General features: G+C 48.5%; 1 protein-coding gene. It reads left to right on the top strand.

Annotated features, from left to right (window positions below; genetic code table 11):
- Positions 1-763: 763 nt before the first annotated feature.
- Complete coding sequence (locus tag QUA04_RS29645; protein ID WP_333264372.1) at positions 764-1,033, top strand: hypothetical protein; 270 nt, start codon at positions 764-766, stop codon at positions 1,031-1,033.
- The last annotated feature ends 381 nt before the right edge of the window (positions 1,034-1,414 follow it).

Raw genomic sequence — 1,414 nt, 5'->3', positions numbered from 1 at the left:
CCAGTTTTTAAAAAAGCACTCAGTTTTCAGGTGAGTGTCTGAAGCAAAAAAGCTAGACCGCCACCGCTCAAATTTTCCGATCGCCTCAAAAACACCCATTTTGGGGGTAACGATAGAATGCGGGTTTCAGGTAATCGTTATTGACTCCATTCTCAATTGTGAGGCGGTGCAACCGATTTTTAGATTTAGCCTGCTACAACGGCTAAGATATATACGGTGTAATGTTTTTAGTGTTTTTTAAGTGGTGTCGGGCGAAAAAATTAGCACCGCCGACTTTTCCTTGATTTATAAGGGTTTCAGACATCGAGTTTTCCTTAAGGGGGGTATAGGGGTGTTTTTTGTAATCAAACCCGAAATACTCCCACGCTGTACGGCAGTGCCACCGCTCCGACCGCACCACATCCGCAAGCATCCAACCGACCGCGTTTAACTACGCCGCTAGAACCTGCCACCTGTTGTACTGCCTGCCGTGCTTAGGGTGCGATTGTGGCACTGCCTGCCGTGCCAGATGTGCAATCACCCCAAACACACCCGCACCGCACTAGATGGTGCGGTTTTGGCACTGCCTGCCGTGCCTGCCGTGCCTTGCCTGCCTGCCTGCGGGTGTGGGTTCATCCGATCGCCCTAAAAGCCCTACCCCGCATTAAACGAGCAATAACCAGCCTAACCCGGTGCTGTGCTGTATCTGGCGTGGGAGAGGTTAAACACGGCTAGAACGCGCAAATAGACGGCGCTGGTGAGACGTTAGCTTGTGGAGGCTGTAGTGAGATTGTGGCGGTTCATCCGATCGCCCTTGGGGATGGTGGCGGCATCGGGGCGGGTTGCCTGTGGATGCGGTGGGGGCGGGGCGGGTGCGGTGCTGGCACTGTCGGGGCGGGTGTGGGGCGGTGGGGCGGGTTTGGATTGTGGGTTTGGATTGTGGATGGTGGCGGGTGCGGGGCGGGGCGGGTGTGGTGGCGGTGGTAGCGGGGCGGGCGGTTCATCCGATCGCCCTTGCGGATGGTTACTATCAGAAACCCCTCACAATTCCTGATAGTAACCCCTAATTTATAGGGTTTAAAAATGTTAACTTATACCCTACAAATCCGAGGTTGCTGTTAGTAAATAGATGATAATTATGGTTGATAATTACCCATAACAAACACTCCCGATGGTGAGGATATCAATCATAAATTACCCATGATAGACACTCCCGATACTGAGGATTATCCCTTATAAATTACCCATCATAAATAGTTATAACCTATACTTATTACCCATGATATTATAAATATTACCAATAACATATTATCCATAATATAAGGGCTAATTATGATAGATATTTGGTACTAAAAATTTTAGTACCAAATATCTATCATAATTAGCCCTTATATTATGGATACTCTGTGATTGGTAGTATTTATAATATCATGGG

Source organism: Microcoleus sp. S13_C5 (assembly GCF_036700845.1).
Taxonomy (GTDB): domain Bacteria; phylum Cyanobacteriota; class Cyanobacteriia; order Cyanobacteriales; family Microcoleaceae; genus Microcoleus.
Note: the sequence above shows the minus strand (reverse complement) of the source record. Positions and strands in the feature narration are given on the sequence as shown.